Genomic DNA, 16,932 nt, shown 5'->3' with positions numbered 1-16,932 from the left:
GGGAGGGGGTCGTGCGCAGTATCAAAACTCTCCACGTGATCTCCGCCCATGCCGAAGGCGAGGTCGGAGATGTCATCGTTGGCGGTGTTCTTCCGCCACCCGGTGATACCTTATGGGAGCAGCGGTCGTTCATCGCGCGCGACCAGTCCTTGCGCAACTTTGTCCTGAATGAACCGCGCGGGGGTGTATTTCGTCATGTAAACCTGTTGGTGCCGCCCAAACATCCGCAAGCAGATGCAGGCTTCATTATCATGGAGCCCGAAGACACACCGCCAATGTCTGGTTCAAACTCGATCTGCGTGGCCACCGTGCTGCTGGATAGCGGGATCATTCCGATGCAGGATCCGGTTACACATCTGACGCTTGAGGCACCGGGCGGGCTGGTCCCGGTGCGCGCCGAATGCCGGAATGGCAAGGCCGAGCGCATATTTGTGCAGAACCTGCCCAGTTTTGTAGACCGGCTCGCCGTTCCGCTTGAAGTGCCGGGCCTTGGCACACTGACCGTGGATACGGCCTATGGGGGCGACAGTTTCGTGGTGGTCGATGCGGCGGCGCTTGGGTTTGACATCGTGCAGGACGAGGCGCGTGACATTGCGCGGCTGGGTGTAGCGATCACCAATGCGGCCAACGAACAAATTGGGTTTACGCATCCCGAAAACCCGGACTGGAATCACATTTCATTCTGCGCTTTTTGTGGCCCGACCGAGCGGGTAGCAAATGGCCTGCGCGGAAAATCCGCCGTGGCGATCCAGCCGGGCAAAGTTGATCGGTCCCCTACCGGTACCGCAGTTTCTGCCCGCATGGCCTTGATGGCCGCCAAGGGAGAAATGGCAGTCGGGCAATCTTTCCAGGCGGTTTCGATCATCGGCTCGTCTTTCACCGGACAGGTCGTCGAGGCCACAACGATCGGGGGGCGTGCCGCGATCATTCCCGAGATCAGTGGCCGCGGATGGATTACCGGTACACATCAACACATGCTTGACCCGGACGATCCCTGGCCGGGCGGATATAAGCTCAGCGATACCTGGGGCGTCTGAATTTTGCCCATTGGCAAGCAGTTTTGATGATTTTCCGCAAACCGTGTCAAAATGCGCGGTCTCTGGCGATTGATCCCAAGCCAAACGTCATTTAAGGGAGGCCCTGTCAATACAGAGTCATCCCGGGACGGCAGTCTTGTTACGTCCCTTACGCGCCACGCCGATGTGGCCCCAACTCTTGGATCGCACGCCCCGAAAGGCTTAAAAAAGGTAAAAGAATATGGCAGATAAATCGAACTTCGACATATTGTATACCATTGTAGACGAAGCGCCCGAGCTGGCCAGCGCCTCATTCCTGCCCATCATTCGAAAGTTTGCATCCGCCGCCGGTGTCAGCGTCGGAACCAAGGATATTTCACTTGCTGGGCGGATTATTTCGACCTTCCCCGAAAAGCTGACAGATGCACAGCGCATCACCGATGATCTGGCCGCATTGGGTGAGTTGGTGAAGACACCCGATGCCAATGTGATCAAGCTGCCGAACATCTCGGCCTCGGTACCGCAGCTGGTGGCCGCCGTCGAAGAGCTGCAAGCACAGGGTTATGACATCCCGAGCTATCCCGAAGAACCTGCGACTGACGAAGAAAAAGCGATCCGCGCGCGGTATGATGCCATCAAGGGTTCGGCTGTGAACCCGGTTCTGCGCGAAGGTAACAGCGACCGTCGCGCCGCGCGCGCCGTCAAGAATTATGCCCAGAAGAACCCGCATTCGATGGGTACATGGGCCGCTGACAGCAAGACTAAAGTCTCGTCCATGTCCGGCAATGATTTCTACGCGAACGAGAAATCGGCCACCATCACTGCGGCGCAAGCCGGTGACGCCAAAATCGAATTTGTCGGACAAGACGGCAGTAATACGGTTCTGAAAGACGGCTGGCCGCTGGCCGAGGGCACCGTTGCCGATGCGACCTTCATGTCCGTCAATGCGCTGTCGTCTTTCCTGGCCGAGGCCATCGAAGACACCAAAAAAGACGGCACCATGTTCTCGCTTCACCTGAAGGCCACAATGATGAAGGTCAGCGACCCGATCATCTTCGGCTATGCGGTCAAGGCGTGGCTTGCCCCGGTATTCGAGGCATATGGCGCGGAATTGGATGCGCTGGGTGTGAACCCGAACTCGGGTCTGGGCGATCTGCTGGAGCGGGTTGCAGGCAACGCCGATATCATGGCAGCCATTGACGCGATCAAGGGCGACCGCCCGTCCATGTATATGGTTGACAGCGACAAGGGTATCACCAACCTGCACGTGCCGTCTGATGTGATCATCGACGCCTCGATGCCTGCCGTGATCCGTGCTGGTGGCAAGGGTTGGGACGAAACCGGGTCCAAAGGTGACACCAACTGTGTGATCCCCGACCGCTGCTATGCGTCTATTTATGATGAATCCGTCAAATTCTTCAAAGCCAATGGCGCGCTGAACCCAGCCACCGTCGGAGCTGTGGCCAATGTGGGTCTGATGGCACAGAAAGCCGAAGAATACGGCAGCCACCCGACAACATTCCAGGCGCCTGCGAATGGGACCATTCGCATCGTGCTGGCCAATGGTGAGACGTTGCACGAGCATGCGGTTGAAAAGGGCGACATCTGGCGTGCCTGCACTGTGAAGAAGGCTCCGATCGAGAATTGGATTCAACTGGCGATGGACCGTCAGCGTCTGACCGGATCCGAGGCGATCTTCTGGCTGGACGCAAACCGTGCCCATGATGCCGAACTGATCAAATCCGTCCAACCCGCACTGGAAGCTGCTGGCGTGGCGGACAAGTTCCAAATCCTGGCACCGCGTGAGGCGACCCGCCAGTCGTTGGAGACCATCACCGCCGGTAACGACAGCATCGCCATCACCGGCAACGTGCTGCGTGACTATCTGACCGACCTGTTCCCGATCCTTGAGTTGGGCACATCGGCCAAGATGCTGTCGATCGTCAAGCTGATGCAGGGCGGCGGATTGTTCGAAACCGGCGCGGGTGGCTCTGCCCCGAAACACGTGCAGCAGTTGGTTGAGGAAAACCACCTGCGCTGGGACTCGATGGGTGAGTTCTGCGCGCTTGGCGAGTCTTTGAATTTCCTAGCCGACAGCAAAGGCAACGCCAAAGCCGGAGTTCTTGGCGCCGCTGCCGAGGGCGCAACGCAGGGCATTCTGGACAACAACAAGTCGCCCAGCCGCAAAGTCGGGCAGCCGGATAACCGCGACAGCCACTATTGGTTCGCGCGCTATTGGGCCGAGACGCTGGCCGCGCAATCCGATGATGCTGATCTGGCCACCGAGTTCGCGCCGATTGCTGCAGAGTTGGCCGCGAAAGAACAGCAAATCCTATCCGAACTGGCCAACGCGCAAGGGGCAGCGGCAGATCTGGGTGGTTACTATCACACCAACCCGACCAAGACTGCAGCAGTCATGCGCCCGAGCGCGACACTCAATGGTATCATTGACGGGTAATCCAGGTGCCCTGTCCTGATTTGGGCAGGGTTCTGAACCTGACGTAAAAACTAAAAAGGGACCGACCCCCAAAGTCAGTCCCTTTTTGAGCGAGTGGGGAGGCCGAAGCCTCTCCGGTGTAGTTGCGTTAACTGTAACAAAACCCTGCTGGCTGGATATTAGGGGTTTCCCGTATATTCATCCGTCTGCTGTGCCGCTGACGATACACCCGCCAAAATCATTGTCCTCCGGCGACGGAAAGGACTATGTCGCCGTACTGAATTCGGGAACAATAGGCCGTACAAGGACGGATTATGCGCGCAATGTGATAGCGCCGTGCGCCCATTAGGCGTTGAAAGAGCGGGTGATTTGCTTTTCGGCATAACGGTGGTAAAAAAATCTGGTTTTTGTTTTGTATTCGAGTGTTGTGTGCTGTGTGTATTTATCCTGTTGTTTTTGAGCGTTTTTCATATTCCAGAGGGTCAGGCGATGCGTCTGCTTCCTGCGCTTTTCAGGCCGCCGCAGAAAAGCTTGCCGATGATACGCAAATCGGTTCAACTGAATTCGCCCGGTTTCGCCGTTAATGACGGCAAATGTCGATATCGGTCGAAAGGGACCAGATGGAATGACTGAAAAAACCCGCAGTTCGCGTTTCGGGTCAATCCTATGTTTGGTCGCCGCTCTCTATTTCTTTGCGGTCGTCGCATACGCGCTGATGAATTCAGCGGAATTTGCCAATGGAACCGCGCGGCTGATCCGGTACATTCTGGCCCCGGGCGCGATTGGGCTGGTGCTGGCCTTATGCGCGGTCTTTTTATCAGACGAAGGCAGGCTGACAGTTGGCGTGAGCGCTGTTTCCCTGTTGGCGGCTCTGTTCGCATTCGAGGCCTATCTGACAATCAAGATAATCCCCGGGCGTCTGGGGCTGGTCGGGTTTGTCGGCGATGACGTAAGCGTCGAAGAATACAAGGAAAACCTGCCGCCCGGCAGGACGATGAAACATGTGAACGATGAGTTGGATACTCAGCTGCTGGAATCTGCGTATCTGGCACCGATGCCGGGTGACAAGATGCTGCTGTGCTCGGTGCTGGGCGAGCCGGTGACCTACACGCCTGATCGTCTGGGGTTCCGTAACCCCCCTTCGGTCTTTGAAAACGATGTGAATGTGATGCTGCTGGGCGACTCGTTTTCCGAAGGCTTTTGCCTGAGAGAAGGTGAGCATCTGGCGGATAAGCTGCGTCAGGACATTCCAAGCCTGCTTAACACCGGTCACAGGGGCATTGGCCCGCTGTATCAGCTGGCGGTTTTGGGTCGGTACGGACCAGAGTTTCAGCCCGATCTTACGATCTTTTCATTCTTTGCGGGCAATGACTGGCGCAATCTGGAACGAGAGCTTGAGAAGCCGTGGCTGCGCGAAGCACTCGACCCGGCTGTAGATTTTGGCCCGATCGAGCATCCGGATCAGTCGGAATTAACCGCTCCGGTGATATCCGTATGGTGGGCAGAGACCACTTTATCCTGGGGCGACTACCTGCGGGCGCAACGGGTGTTCAGGAACTTTCTGGCATTGCAGAAAACGGCCGAGATTCTTGGGATTCACTATCCCAAAGCGACCGATGAGAACCCGGTATTTGCGGATGTTCTGATCCGGGCAAAGCAGATAACATCACAATGGGATGGTGAGATCGTCATCGTGTATGTGCCGACGGTCAGCCGCTATATGGGTCTGGTCGCCCAGCCCTTTATCCACGACCCGCTGCGAGTATTGGTGAAAGATGCGGCTGCGCAGGCCGGGCTGGACGTGATAGACTTAACGGATGTTATCGAAATGCAAGAGGATCCGGCATCGTATTATGCGCCGGATTCTCATTTCAACAAAGCAGGCGCAGAACTGGCCGCTCGGGCAATTACAGAGGGGCTGCGTCAACGCAATTTGATAGAACAGTAACGAATTGGTGTGTTTTGCCAGGACCGCGCAACAAGCGCGGTAAAGAGGTGTGAAATGAAGATTTTGTCATTCAAGTCGGGGCATGACGGTACGGTTGCGGGTATTGATGCCCAAAACGGTAACCTGCTGTTTTCCTATGAATCCGAGAAAGACAGTTTTCCCCGCAATACGTCAGTCACACCGGATACATTTATCGACTCTGGCCTGTGGTTCCGGGACTTGCCTGATATCCTGGCCCTTAGCGGCTGGTCAACGACCGGAACACAACATGTGACGACCTCGGGGGCAGGGTATTTCGGCATTGGCGAAGATGCTCAGACCGTGGGGAAACGAACGTTTTTTGGCAAAGAGATCGACTATTTCTCATCGACCCATGAAAGGGCACATATCTGGGGCGCTTATGGGATGTCTCCGTTTCGTCAGGGTGAACCTTGTTATGTGTTGGTTTGGGAAGACACGCTTGGCGATTTCTACAAGATTGATGAAGATCTAAAGCTGTCTCATGTCGGTCGGGTGATGACCGGGCCCGGTGCCCGATATTCGTTCCTGAGCGCACTGGTTGATCCCGATTATCCCGTGCTTTCGCGTGAACAACGGCGTGAGGACCCCGGGAGGATGATGGCGGCATGTGCCTATGCAGAGCCCGGTTCACATGACGTGGATGAACATGCGCTGATAGATTATCTTTTGTCAGATCAGCCATTGGCCGAAATTCTGCGCAAGGATCGGTTGACCGATTCCCCGTTTTTCAATGTCGGAATGCACAGCCAGCAGTTCAGTAATCTTGCACAGAAACTCTCGGATGCGATTTTTTTACGGTTCCTTGCCTTTGCCGAACAGAACCTGACAGAGGGCTATCCGCTGGTGATTGCCGGCGGATGTGGATTGAACTGCGATTGGAACACCAAGTGGCAGAATTGCGGCTTGTTCCGAGATGTATTTGTACCACCTTGCAGCAGTGATTCCGGCTGCGCCATAGGAACTGCGGTTGATGCCATGCGCCACTATACGGGCCAGGCAAAGCTGGATTGGACGGTTTATTCCGGACAGTCCTTTGTGGATGATAAAATCGACAGTAGCGGCATGCGGGTCAGCGAGCTGCGTCTGAACGATGTCGCGGATGCGTTGATGTGCGGTGAGCTCATCGGTTGGGCCAGAGGGAACTGTGAAATCGGTCCGCGCGCATTGGGCAACCGCTCGATTCTGGCGGCCCCGTTCTGGGCCGAAACCCGCGTGCGCCTGAACAGGGCTAAAAACCGGCCGGATACAAGCCCCGTGGCCCCATCCTGCCTTGAGGAAGATGTCAGCCAGCATTTTGAGTGGGAAAACTCCGCGCCTTATATGTTGCATCTGCAGAAGGTGACCAATCAGAACCTGGCCGCGATCACGCATGTAGACGGGACAGCAAGGGTCCAAACAGTCCGCAGGGATCAGAATGCTTTCTTTTACGACCTGCTGAACGCATTCAAGTCGGCTTCGGGCACGGGTGTATTGTGCAATACGTCACTGAACTTTCGCGGAGCGGGGTTCATAAACAAAACCAGTGATCTGCATCACTATGCAAGATCGGCAAAGCTGGACGGCTTTGTCGCAGGAAACACCTTTTACAGGTTTAACTAGTCGAACTGGTACTTACGGTGCCGCCGCAGTTTTGGAGGGTAAGAACTTTGCGCATGAATCAGGTCTGCAAAACGTTGCAGAATGCAGTGATATTGCCTCTGCAACGGCAGGGAATCCGGCCTATTGTTCCCCATGTGGAAACATTGCGCGTAAAACGACCAGTAAACTCGAAAAAATAGCCAGGCTGCCCAATCAAGTAGGATAAGAATTCGTTCGAACACGGGCGCAGCATCTAAGATTTGAATTTCAGGCGACGGCGATATTGGTCGCTACAAGGGACGATAGAGAATGGATCAAAACCATATCGCAAACCAATTTGGCCAGCAGCGTCTGGATGGCATATGGCGGATGATTTACCGTCATCTGAAGTTGATCCTCGGAGTGACCGCAGCTGTGATCGTCGGCACGTTCATGGTCGTCAATCAACTGGACCCAAGATACAAATCCCGCGCCGAAATCGTTCTCACATCTCTGGATATGCGCGTCCGCGCCGACAGTGTCGAACTTGAATCCTATGAACTGACCCGCACCCTAATTGAAACCGAGATCGACATCCTGCGGTCACGGGAGTTTGCGGCAGAGGTCGCCCTGGCGCTGGACCTGTTCGAGAATGAGGTTTTTACCGGGGCACAAAATCCCGCAAACCCGCAATCCACATCCGTTATCCGCAATCGTGTAATCGACAATACACTGTCGACATATAACGTACTTCGGCAAGGAGAGAGCCTTGCGATTGAGATCATCTCAACAGCCGAAGACCCGCAGCTGGCAGCCGATATTGCCAATACTGTTGCAGAAACCTTTATCCTTCGCCTGCAGCAGCGGCGGCAGCAAGGTCTTTCATCTTCCATTTCTTTTCTTAAGGACCGCGTAAATGAACTGGGTGACGAACTGACCCGTGACGAACTTCAGATGGCGGCCTTTATTCTTGAAGAAAATCTGGCGGATGAATCCGTGCCGGGTAGGCTTCGGTCGGAACTTGCGCGGCTGAACTCGCAAAAAGATGTGCATGAGATCAACGGAGCCAGCAGCGAAGAGGTCAACAAAATTGCTGACCAGATTGCCGTTGTTGAACAGGCATTACGCAGCCGGACCGGTTCGGAAATAGCATTGCTGCGGATGGAACGCGCGCTAGAGCTTCTTCGGATCCGGTATCAGACGACGATTGAAAAACTGAATGATTTCGAAACCCAGCAACAGTTTCTTGGCCAGGCGGTTCAGCAGGTTTCGGTTGCTCATGCGCCGACTTCGGCATTCTGGCCGAATACCAAAGTCGCCGTCGCAGTCAGCGCAATTGTCGGGTTCTCTCTGGCATTTGTGATCGCCCTGTTGATGGAAGGCAGCAACACGCGGATCGTCAACGAAACCCAGATTGAACAGCAAACCGATCTGACCAATCTGGGTTTCCTGCCGGATACGGTGATGGATTCGGACACGGATGGTCAGCAGGAGTTGTTGCGCTTTATCCGTGATCAGGGCCGCTCGCCTTATGTAGAGGCGCTGCGCAGTGTTTTGACGATGTGGTTTAACACAAATGATGACGGCAGCATCGTCATGGTTACCTCTGGTGTTCCTGGAGAAGGCAAGACCGTGGTTGCGGTTTCGCTGGCCCTAGTGGCGGGTACAGATGGGATGCGCGTTCTATTGTTGGATATGGATAACCACCGTTGCCGTGCCTCAAAAACACTGGGTCTTAACGGGGCGGCCCCGGTCGAAATCGAGGACGCGCTGAGCGGTGCCGTGCAACCCAGCCAGATTTATGTCGATGGCGAACGGGTACCGGGGGTTTCGTCGATCAGTCTGAACCTGCGTCCAAAAATATCCCGCAAACAGTTGATGCAGCAACTTGGCGAATACGGGCGCATGTTGCGCAATCAGTACGATCTTGTGTTGGTCGATACGCCGCCGACATTGGTCATTGATGACACGATCCGACTTGGGCCGCTTGTCGACGGTACGTTCTTGGTGGTGCGCTGGGGGCAAACCACCGAAAAAATTCTCAAGGATGCAATCGAAAAGCTGCGGATGAGCAATATCAAGATTTCCGGTACGATCATGAATGGTGTGAACATGCGGAAGCAAAGGCAATATGGGTATGGTGCCTATACATATCATTACTCGGATGAGCCTGGGAAAAGCAGCTGATTACGGTTCGCAGACCCTTGTAGGATTTGTTAGATTGGTGATTGGGTATTGGTTTTTATTTGCGAATATGAGGGCACAGCGCCCGCGACGCTTTTGCGGCGTGGTCCAATGACCGGCAGCCGCCAAGGGGTGGAATTGGCCGGTCGTTTGTGCGGCGGGCGGGTGGGTCAGACATGACCTCTCAGCCCGGCGCAACCTCAATCCCGACTGCTGTGCTTCGGCGTTTACTGCGCAATCTGAAATGGATCTTTTCCTCTCAGATAGCAGTCGCTTTGCTGGGCCTTGTGTTTCTGCCGGTGGCCGCCCGCGCACTTGGGGCCGCAGGCTTGGGGGTAATGGCAATAGGCGAGGCCTATGCGCGGATCGTTTCCCGATTCCTTCATCTTGAGCCCTGGCAGGCGGTGATTAGATATGGAAGCACTGCGCTGGAGGAAGAAGACCGCGAACGATTTCGCCGACTTGTCGGGCTGTCGGTCCTGATTGACGTGGTTGGGGGCGTATTGGCCGCCGGCGCTGCGATCGCATTCGCACCGATCATCGCCGGATGGCTGGGGCTGGATCAGGATCTTGCATGGGTGCTGCCGGTCGCATCGCTGGGAATTCTGGTTTCGCTGAGGCCAACCGGGTTGGCTTTGTTGCGGTCCTTCGACCGGTTCGATCTGTTGGCCAAACTGGATATTTTCGCAGCGTCTGTGCGGATGGTGCTGGGGGTGATTGCCTGGCAACTGGGGTTTGGGCTGCCTGGCTTTGTCGCGATATTTGTTGCTGTCAGCCTTTTAGACGGCGTTCTTGCCTTTGCCGCGGGGCTGCGAGAAATGTCGCGGAATGGCTATGGCCGTCCGATGCTTGGAATAAAGCAAACTCTGGGTGAAAATTCCGGGTTTCTGCGCTTTGTTTGGAACAGCAATCTCTCTGTCATCTTGCGTCAGACCACGCAGCGCCTGGACGTGATCATATTGGGTGTTCTGATTTCACCGACGATGGTGGGATATTACCATATCGCGAAACGGTGCGGTGAAGCTGCACTGCGTCTTGGACGACCGCTAAGCCAGGCGATCTATCCCGAATTCACCCGGTTTGCCGCCCGAAATGAATTCGACCGTTTGCAAAAAATGCTAACGGGTCTCAGCGCCGGGTTCTGGGGGGTAATTGCCCTTGTCCTGATTCCAGTGATCTTGATGCTGGAACCGATCGTTACTGCGATTTTTGGCGTGGATTATGCCCCCGCAGTACCGGTCGTGCGCGTGCAGGCAATCGCGGTAGGTATTTATCTTGGTGGGATACTGCTGAACCCTGCACTGCTGAGTCTGGGGCAAGACCGGGCCTTGGTTCGGATCGGTTTGTTGAACACTATTTTGTTTCTGATCCTCATTGCACCGATGGTTTCTGTTTTGGGCGTGGTCGGTGCCGCTGTGGCGCATGTGCTGTGTAATTCCGTCTGGCTAGGGCTGTGTGTGTTACACTTGCGGCGTACATTGCTGAACCCTGCATTACACGGAAAGGAGCAGGTGCGCCCATGAGACCTGCATCGGCCCAATCAGTTTCCTTTGGCAAGCCGACCAATGGAATCGGCTATTTGCCAAGCGTAGACATGGCAGCTCTCTATTTCCTGATGGCGGCTGTAGCCCTGGCGCCGATGAACTATCTCAGAGTGGATTTCGTCTATTTCACCCTCTCGGATTTCTTCTTTGTGCTGGCTGGGTTTGTCATGCTGGCAGCTGGCCAGCTGCCGGTTAAGATATTCGGGCCCGCAAGCGGGTTCTGGTACAGTTCGTTCCTGTTTTTCACAGGGGGCCTGACCATAGGTTCGTTAATCAACGGAGATCCGACCGAGCTGCTGACCGTGTTTGTTCAGTACTTCTTTTCGTTGATCGTGCTGCCAATCCTGATCGGCAATCGAAGCTTTGATCAGATCGTCCTGCTGATGAAGGCATTTATTATTGGTATGGGCATTGTTGTGCTGTTTGGCATCTATGCAATCAATTTCATGGAAGACCCGACACACCGGTTTGTATCCGCCAATGGTCGGATGCTTTCGCTGGTCGAGCGGGCAAATGAATGCGCGCTTATGCTGGCGATGGCCATCGTTTTCCTGCTTAGCCTGATCCTGCAGAAGCAAAGCAGCCGCATCTGGGGGCTGATCGGGCTGCCAATCCTGTTTTACGGCGTTATCCTGACCGGTTCGAATTCTGGTCTGATCGTGACCATAGTGGGGACTGTCGCCATTATCCTCAGCAGCGGGTCCCCGCGTCATGTTGTGACCCTGATCGTCGGCACGTTGATTGCGGTTTTGGTGGTCCTGAACTTTGGTGAGCTTTTCTTGCCCGAGGTCTTTCGCGAACGAGTTCTGAATGCCGTTCTTGCAGGTGACATTAGCCAGGCGGGCACGTTCTCTGACCGGCTATTCCTGCTGCAAGAGGCCTTCGAGGTATCCCGTGGCACTTTGTTGATCGGGCTGGGTGCAAACCAGTACAGCCTGGCCAGCGAACAGGGAATCGTGGTTCATTCGGCCTATTTGCTGACTCTGTCCGAAGGTGGCTTGATTTCTCTGCTCGGTATGGTCGGCTTTATTTTGGCCAGCATATACTTGGCCTGGATGGCCATTTCTGTCGGCCGCTCGCCATCGGTCGGGGCACTGACCATCGTTGCCATGCTGATGTATGTCGTGCTGCTTGCCGGGGCGACGACCTTTTATGCCCGGTTCTGGAACGTACCCTTTGTCCTTGCCATTGCGCTTAGCGTGTCGCGCCTGCCGGTGTTTGGACCAACGAATACACTTAGGAGAATGTCGTGAAATTATTGCAAAAACTGATGCTTTCTGTGATCGCGGCTTCGGCATGTTTTATCGGTGCGCTTCAGGCCGAGGAATATGTTCTGGCACCGCAGGACAAGATCAATTTGCGTGCGATGCGCTGGGATCCGGTGGGCGCGTCTTTTGTGAACTGGCAAGGCGTTTCCGGTGAATATGCGCTTTCTTCGGGAGGGATGCTGATGGTGCCTCTGGCCGGACAGGTTCATGCTGAAGGGCGAACGACCGAAGAACTGGTACTGCTGCTGGAAACTCAGATGCGCACTCGCGTGGGGATGGCAGAACCGCCTCATCTGGCGATCGAAGTCATCGGCCATCTGCCTGTATACATATTGGGGGATGTCCAGATTCCAGGCTCGTACCCCTATCGGCCACAACTGACCGCGCAACAGGCGATGGCGCTTGCGGGCGGGGAATACCGGTTGCCGTTGCAAAATGACGTAGGAACGAACTTTACCGGATTGCGGGTTCAGGGTGAAGTTCAATTGTACAATGAACAGATTGAAGCTTTGCAAGCCGAACAACGCCGATTGCTGGCTGATCTGTCAACACTGTCTCCGGACGGCGGTGATGCCAAAATTGAACCCCCACAAGGTCTGCAGGGGGAGATTCTGCAAGCGGATCAACAGGCCCGGAAAGGGCAGGGTGAACGGATCATCCAATTGCAGGAGACCCTCAAAGATCAGATTGAAAGTCTCGAACGGCAGCTGGCATTGCGGGCGAATCAGATCGCGATCACGCGTAAGGATCTAGATGATGCTCTGGAACTACAGAAAAAGGGCCTCACGGTCAGTTCGCGCGTGTCATCTCTGTCCAACTCGCTGAACGATCAGGAAAGCAAAAGCGTAGATATCGAGATTGCTCTGGGCTTGGCCCGGCAACAGTTGAACCGCGCGCAACGCGATGAGTTGGAGTTGCTCGATACCGCGCGGTCAAATACGCTTGTCAGGTTGAATGCCTTGCAATTTGAACTGGAGGACCTGCAGACTCGGCTGGGTACCGCGAAAATCCTGCAGGCCGAGTTGGCGGCGCTTGGCGTTGTTGAAGAGGTTGATGCGTTTGAAGAGATCGTGATCGAATACTCGGTCACCCACGCGGCCGGAGGAGCCGCAACGGCGATTTCGGGTGATACTGTCTTGTCCCCCGGGGATACGCTTTCGGTTTCTCGAACCTTCGTCACGCAAACACAATAGATTTCAGTTCAATGATTTATGGTTCAGCGCGCGGTTCTGATGTCCGGCGCTGAGCCAAAAAGGCGGCAGGCCAGAATGAAAAAGATACGCGTTTTATTTCCCTTTGCAGGTTGGGCAGATCTGGGCGGCAGTCATGTTTCCGCGCTCAAACTTGCGTCCTGTCTGGACCGGGATCAGTTTGAACCATTTGTCCTTTGCCACAACGAAGCCGGGTCGGTCGGGCAGTATGCTCAATCGCTGGGTCTGAATGTCGAAGTATTGCAGGGCCCCAGGCTTATGGGCCCTCCAAACAACAAAACGGATGCAGATGTTGGCTTTCCGGAATACTGGACCCGGACCTACGGCCAGCTCGTCCGGTTTTTGCGGGACAAAAAGCCAGATATCGTCCACACAAATGAGGGCCGATTGCATGTGAATTGGGTGTTTCCGGCCAGACGGTTGGGGATCAAGCATATCTGGCACCACAGGCAGGATCCGAGCGCGGTAGGCGTTAACTATGTCGCGCCGGTGTTTTCGAACCGTATCCTAAGCGTGTCGTATTTTTCGAAACCCTCGCGTCCGATACGCTCGGTTGACAAAAAGTTTCAAGTCATTCGCAGCCCCTTCGACCTGAGCATTCAGCGCCCGGATCCAGACGCGGCGCGTCGGATGATCCTGAACGAAATCGGTGCGCCGGAAAATGCAGTTCTTCTGGGATATTTTGGCCATCTGGAACCGCGAAAACGGCCGGTTCATTTTGTCCAAAGCCTTGTGGCCATTCAGAAACAGTTTGGGGACAGGCCGGTACATGGCCTGCTGTTTGGCAAAGTACTCAATCCCGATGACGGGTTGGACTCAGGCTCCATGGACGTGGCCCGAGAACATGGGTTGAGCGCGCAGATTCATTTGATGGGTTTTCGGCAGGATGTTGAAAAGTGCATGGTCGCCATGGATGCCACCCTTGTGCCGGCCTTGAACGAGCCATTTGGACGCACTTTGATCGAGGCAATGCACCTTGGACTGCCTGTTGTGGCCACACGGCACGGCGGCAATATTGAGGCAATCGATCATGGCAAAACCGGTTTTCTGGTAGATCCGCAGGACCCCGAGGCCTTTGTTGAGCCGGTCGTCTCTCTGATTGAGGACCCGAGCCTGAGACAGCAGGTAACACAGGCGGCTTACCAATATGTGCAGGATAATTTTGGGTTGGATAAACACGTGGCCGAAGTGTCCGACGTGTACCGGGAATTGGTATCGTGATCCCGATGCGAATTGTAGGGTTTAGAGGGTAAAATGGGTTTGGCGAACGAGCGAAAAATAGATTTCCTGATTTTTGGTGCTGCAAAATGTGCGACCACCTGGTTGCAGAATTCTTTGACCGCGACACCGCAGATTTTCATGCCGGACCCCGAGCTGCACTATTTCTCGAATCATTATGACCGGGGGGCGGCCTGGTATCGCGATCAATACGAAGGATATTCGGGCCAGAGTATCGTGGGTGAAAAGTGCAATACCTACCTGACACATCCAGAGGCCGCCAAAAGGATCGCCCAGGATCATCCTGATGTAAGGTTGATCCTGCAGATGCGCGATCCGGTTCGCAGGGCTTATTCCGATTACTGTATGCTGTATCGCCGGGGCACTGTCGGGGACGACATTCATCGGTATCTGGACCCCGACAAAGCCGGTGATGAAAGGTTCTTGCACAACGGCAGATATGGCTATCACCTGCGCCGCTTTTACGATCTGTTTCCGACCGATCAGATTTTGTTACTGGCCTATGAAAATACCGTCTCGCAACCGGTGGAAACCTTGCGCCGTGTTGCCGATCACATCGGTTATTCCGGCGTCGTGGAGCCGCCACTAGAAGAGCGGGTCAAAAACAAAAATACGCCAATCGTGCCCTTGCCTCTGAGGCGGGTTCTGGCGCCGCTTCGACCGTTGCTTGACCCGATCCGGCATACGGGGCCGTTAAAGGCCATTCGCAGAGCGGTGGCGCGGCAGGTGGAATACCCTGAATTGCCCGATGCTTTGGCGCAGAAAATGGCCGATTTCTACAGGCCAGACGTTGCCGAGCTTGATGCGATTGATCCGGGTCTCAGCCGCGGGTGGCGCAGTTTCTCGAATTAGACGTCAGCTTAGAATGGGTGTGGATCAGTCGGTGGCAGTCGAGGGCAGCGTGGTATCGCTGTCGATCAGCCCCATTTTCCGTAGCAGGATCGTGTTGATCCGCGCGACGTCAAACTCTTGCTCGGCACGCGCCCGCGCGGCCTGACCCATGGATTCGATTAGGCTCCGGTCTTCAACGAATTTTCTCATCGCATCCGCCAGCCCCTCTGGATTGCGTTTGGGGACGATAAACCCGTTTTCCCCGTCGCTGACCGCATCGGCGCATCCCGGGGCATCGGTCGTAATGACGGCGCGCCCTGTCGACATCGCCTCAAGAATGGCGCGGGGGATGCCCTCACGATAGACGGTGGGCAATACGAAGACCGAACATTCCTTGAGAATTGGCCGAACATCCTTGGTTTCGCCTAGATACTCGATATGCCCCTGCTGGCCCCATTCTTCGAGCTGCTGTGCGTTTACCGAGTCCGGGTTGTCGTCCAGCGGGCCCAAAAGCTGACAGCGCACATCAGGGAATTGTTCCCTAAGCTGCCGGGCGGCCTCGGCATATTCGAACACGCCCTTGTCACGCAGCAAACGTGCGATCATCAGGAACACGGGTGGATCCGTAGGCTGATGGGATTTTGCGTATCTGGCGAGATTGACACCGGAACCGGGCACAATCGACAGCGCGGCCTGAGGTGCCAGCAAACGTCTGCTGCGAAACTCCTCGGCGTCGACCGAGTTGTAAACCAGAACTTCGTCGGCACCTTTCAATCCGATGCGGTAAAGGCCTGTCGCCACCGCTCTCAGCACTTTTCGGCGCAGGGTCAGTTCGGCATCCGCAAATACATAACCTAACCCGGTACACATCGCGAACCGCCGTCGAACGCCGGTCAACCGCGCCGCAAGGCCGCTGAAGATGATCGGCTTCATCGTATAGGCAAAGACGATATCGGGCCGTATTTCCCGGCAGATCCCGATCAGCGTGAACAGGGTGGACATATCCTGAAATGGATTTAACCCCGCGCGCGCCATGGGGATTTGCCGAAATGTCACGCCGATCTCGGCAAGGGCTGCTTCGGTCGCCGCATCGTTTTCTGGTGCGCAAGCAAGTACGTCTGCGCGTTCAGCAAGCTCTTTCAGCAGGTCATAACGAAAATTGGTCAAAGAGGTCGTAAGATTGCCGACAAACAGAACTTTTGGACGTCCGCCAGTTGTCGAACCTCGTTCGGCAGGTACGGCTTGGGCACCGGAAGCGGTGTCGGGAAAATCACTCATCAAAGAAACATTTCAAACTTTAAAAACCAAGGTTGAGGCGATGCTGATCCATGTCGCCGAAGCTGTCAACGGCGCTGTCACCAAAGCCGATTGTTGCCTATTGTTCACCTCTGACTGTCTGTGGCCTGATTGTTGAAAAATCACGCTGTTAAGTGACCTGGAACCTTGCATAAGCAATCGATTCAGGTCAGGTTTCGCCTGCCGCGGCACAAAAAGATATTTCCGAACCTGCGGAGTTTGTTTCCAATTCAGGCGCTGAGCGCCAAAAATTTGTTAATTGTTGAGCTTGCCTGACCTCCTCGGATGGTTTGGCGCGAGGTAAAGAAATGATCCGGAAATCCTGCTGTCTAAATTTGAGCAATTATAGGCTTGGCCCATCTTCCATCGGCTATCCTCTG

Annotated in this window: 11 protein-coding genes; 10 read left to right on the top strand and 1 reads right to left on the bottom strand. The window is 55.1% G+C overall.

The window, feature by feature from the left end:
• The first annotated feature begins 11 nt into the window (after positions 1 to 11).
• The 10 genes from AC2FFF_RS10170 (at position 12) to AC2FFF_RS10125 (ending at position 15,277) form a co-directional block, all read left to right on the top strand.
• On the top strand, positions 12 to 1,037 hold the full coding sequence (locus AC2FFF_RS10170; protein ID WP_281972957.1) for a trans-3-hydroxy-L-proline dehydratase: 1,026 nt from the start codon (positions 12 to 14) through the stop codon (positions 1,035 to 1,037).
• A 220-nt stretch (positions 1,038 to 1,257) separates the two neighbouring features.
• Entirely contained in the window at positions 1,258 to 3,474 is a 2,217-nt protein-coding gene (locus AC2FFF_RS10165; RefSeq protein WP_281972956.1) for an NADP-dependent isocitrate dehydrogenase, read from the top strand.
• 604 nt (positions 3,475 to 4,078) lie between these two features.
• The gene (locus AC2FFF_RS10160; protein ID WP_281972955.1) at positions 4,079 to 5,401 is read left to right on the top strand and encodes an alginate O-acetyltransferase AlgX-related protein; all 1,323 of its coding nucleotides are present in this window, start codon (positions 4,079 to 4,081) and stop codon (positions 5,399 to 5,401) included.
• Positions 5,402 to 5,455: 54 nt separating this feature from the next.
• The gene (locus AC2FFF_RS10155; protein WP_281972954.1) at positions 5,456 to 7,021 is read left to right on the top strand and encodes a carbamoyltransferase C-terminal domain-containing protein; all 1,566 of its coding nucleotides are present in this window, start codon (positions 5,456 to 5,458) and stop codon (positions 7,019 to 7,021) included.
• Between the two features lie 288 nt (positions 7,022 to 7,309).
• Positions 7,310 to 9,166 (top strand): GumC family protein, encoded by a 1,857-nt coding sequence (locus tag AC2FFF_RS10150; RefSeq protein WP_281972953.1) that lies wholly within the window; start codon positions 7,310 to 7,312, stop codon positions 9,164 to 9,166.
• 173 nt (positions 9,167 to 9,339) lie between these two features.
• The gene (locus tag AC2FFF_RS10145; protein WP_271948781.1) at positions 9,340 to 10,686 is read left to right on the top strand and encodes a lipopolysaccharide biosynthesis protein; all 1,347 of its coding nucleotides are present in this window, start codon (positions 9,340 to 9,342) and stop codon (positions 10,684 to 10,686) included.
• Positions 10,687 to 10,757: 71 nt separating this feature from the next.
• Positions 10,758 to 11,960: an O-antigen ligase family protein gene (locus tag AC2FFF_RS10140; RefSeq protein WP_281972952.1), complete on the top strand. Its 1,203-nt coding sequence runs from the start codon at positions 10,758 to 10,760 to the stop codon at positions 11,958 to 11,960.
• A complete protein-coding gene (locus AC2FFF_RS10135) occupies positions 11,957 to 13,168 on the top strand; it encodes a polysaccharide biosynthesis/export family protein (protein WP_281972951.1) in 1,212 nt (403 codons plus the stop codon). The genes AC2FFF_RS10140 and AC2FFF_RS10135 overlap by 4 nt, the downstream gene beginning before the upstream one ends.
• Before the next feature lie 75 nt (positions 13,169 to 13,243).
• Positions 13,244 to 14,407 (top strand): glycosyltransferase family 4 protein, encoded by a 1,164-nt coding sequence (locus AC2FFF_RS10130; RefSeq protein ID WP_281995067.1) that lies wholly within the window; start codon positions 13,244 to 13,246, stop codon positions 14,405 to 14,407.
• A 33-nt stretch (positions 14,408 to 14,440) separates the two neighbouring features.
• Positions 14,441 to 15,277 (top strand): sulfotransferase family protein, encoded by an 837-nt coding sequence (locus AC2FFF_RS10125; protein WP_281972949.1) that lies wholly within the window; start codon positions 14,441 to 14,443, stop codon positions 15,275 to 15,277.
• Positions 15,278 to 15,301: 24 nt separating this feature from the next.
• Here AC2FFF_RS10125 and AC2FFF_RS10120 read toward each other — a convergent pair whose 3' ends face one another.
• Entirely contained in the window at positions 15,302 to 16,534 is a 1,233-nt protein-coding gene (locus tag AC2FFF_RS10120) for a glycosyltransferase family 4 protein (protein ID WP_496882928.1), read from the bottom strand.
• Positions 16,535 to 16,932 lie beyond the last annotated feature (398 nt).

The organism is Ruegeria sp. YTSA226, from assembly GCF_059609905.1.
This window is presented reverse-complemented; position numbering and strand designations above follow the sequence as displayed.